The organism is Bacteroidota bacterium (genome assembly GCA_034723125.1).
Lineage (GTDB): Bacteria > Bacteroidota > Bacteroidia > CAILMK01 > JAAYUY01 > JAYEOP01.
The window spans coordinates 1-2,246 of sequence record JAYEOP010000411.1 but is presented as its reverse complement, the minus strand read 5'-3'; the positions used below and the strand labels follow the sequence as shown (position 1 = coordinate 2,246).

Annotated in this window: 2 protein-coding genes; one reads left to right on the top strand and one right to left on the bottom strand. The window is 26.4% G+C overall.

The genetic code is table 11. The features are described 5' to 3' along the window. Window positions 1-91: 91 nt before the first annotated feature. Window positions 92-238: a hypothetical protein gene (locus U9R42_10975; GenBank protein ID MEA3496548.1), complete on the bottom strand. Its 147-nt coding sequence runs from the start codon at window positions 236-238 to the stop codon at window positions 92-94. 481 nt (window positions 239-719) lie between these two features. Between U9R42_10975 and U9R42_10970 the strand changes: the two genes are divergently transcribed. Further along, the coding region (locus U9R42_10970; protein MEA3496547.1) for an IS1634 family transposase at window positions 720-2,246 on the top strand (1,527 nt) is incomplete at its 3' end.

Sequence of the window (2,246 nt, the reverse complement as noted above, 5' to 3'; positions counted from 1 at the left end):
ATTTTTGATGAGATTTTTATTTTTTGAGACGAGGCGATGCCTTAGCATCAGTGAGTTGAGAAAGATAAAAATATCGCAAAAAGATAGGAATCTAATTTTGCAGAGTTTTCTTAGAGACACTATTTACTGTTATAGCGGACTCACTGTTCAAAACACTTGACAACATTGCTACACCTTGCTCTGTAAAAACTAATGGTGGTTTTCGTAATCCCATCTTTTCTTTATTGGATATCACAATTTGTGATTTCCAATTTTTGAACCCTTAATATATTAATAATCATTTAAAATATAGTAAAATATTAAATAATTTGCAATTTCAAAAAAGATTAAAAATTGGGTATCTCTTATCAAATATTAAATCAATTCGGATTGTATTTTTTAACTTTTCAAGTGCAAGAAACTATGCAGAATTGGAATCATTAATTGAAATTGATTTGATATAAAAATTCAATTATATATTTCAATATATAGGTGTAGTTACAAACTACAGCTAGTACGGGGACTAATAAATAAAATCATTAAACATACTTTTAAGTTTAAAAGTACAAGATTTCGTTTCAATCATAGCTCTTATATGGTATTCACCAAGATCATCTGAACCTGTAATAATTATACCCTAAAATAGCATTGTATTGTTAATAACTATGTTTAATAAATTTGTATATACCTAATAACATGCGTATTATTGCAGTCTAATAGTTATTATTAAATTATTAACGATGACATACATAGTTGAACAAAATATTAAGGGCAGGATATACCTGTATAATGTTGAAAGTTATTGGGATAAAGACAAAAAACAGTCTCGACAAAAACGAACATATATCGGACCCAAAAATCCTGTAAAAGAGGCTTTTTTTAAACAAGACTTGAAAGAAATCCATATAAAAAAATACGGAAGTGTTTTTTTATTAAAATATTTGAGTGAAAAAATTGGGCTTAAAAAAATTTTATCAGAAATATTTCCAGAGGATTTTGATGATATTTTAAATTTATGCTATTACCAAATATCTGATGAAACACCTGAATATTTATTTGATTATTGGTTTGAGCAAAATTACTTACCTGATTCTAAAAAAATGAGTTCCAGTAAAATCTCTGAATTATATACAAATATAGGAAATTCGCAGGTCGATATAAAATTGTTCCTCAAAAATTGGATTGAATATCTAAATCCCATAAAAACAATATATTATGATATAACATCAATATCAAGTTATTCGGTAAATAATGATTTTATAGAATGGGGTTATAACAGAGACGGAGAAAAACTTTCTCAGCTAAATCTTGGTTTGGTGTATTGTAAAGAAAATTCATTGCCTATTTATTATCAATCATATGCAGGCAGTTTAACCGATGTAAAGACATTAAAGAATACAGTTAAATATTTATCTGGTTTCGGATTAAAAGAGTTCCTTCTTATTTTAGACAGAGGTTTTTTTTCTACGAGTAATATTTTGAGCTTGGCAAACGATAAAAGTAAAATATCATTTATACAACCACTGCCTTTTAGTTTAAAGAAGGTTAGGAAGTTAGCACGTAAATATGCAAGAGAAACATCCGATTATTCTAATGCTTTTTTGTATAATGATTCGCTTTTGTATCATAGTGCCGACACTATTAATTTTGAAGATAAAACTTTTAATGCTCATATTTTTCTGAATGAAAAAACAAAACAAGCACAAAAAGAAGTGTTCTTAAAATCCTTATTATCAATAGAACAACGCTTTAAAAATAAAACTTTTGAAAGTTTAAAAGAGTATAAGAATTTCAGAAATAATGAAATTCCTTCTAAATTTCAAATGTTTTTTAAATGGCAAAAACTTGATAAAAAGATAGGGAAAAACAGACGCAGAATAAATGAATATCTATCAAAAAACGGAATATTTGTAATGGCAAATAATACCGATTTAGACAGATTGCAAATAATTGATTATTATAGAAGTAAAGACAGTATTGAAAAGGTATTCGATGTTGTTAAAAATGAATTACTCGGTAAACGCTTACGTGCTCACAGTAAAGACAGTGCAGAAGGAAGGCTGTTTGTTAAATTTATAACATCAATTTTATATTCGAGTGTTTCAAAAATAATGAAAGAAAAAGGATTATTTAAAAATTACAGTTTACGAGAATTAATGTTAGAACTCAATAAAATAAAAAGAACTCAAATCAATAAAAAAAATATAATATTTTCAGAACTCACAAAAAAACAAAATAAAATTATTGAAGCTTTTGAGATTGACTGG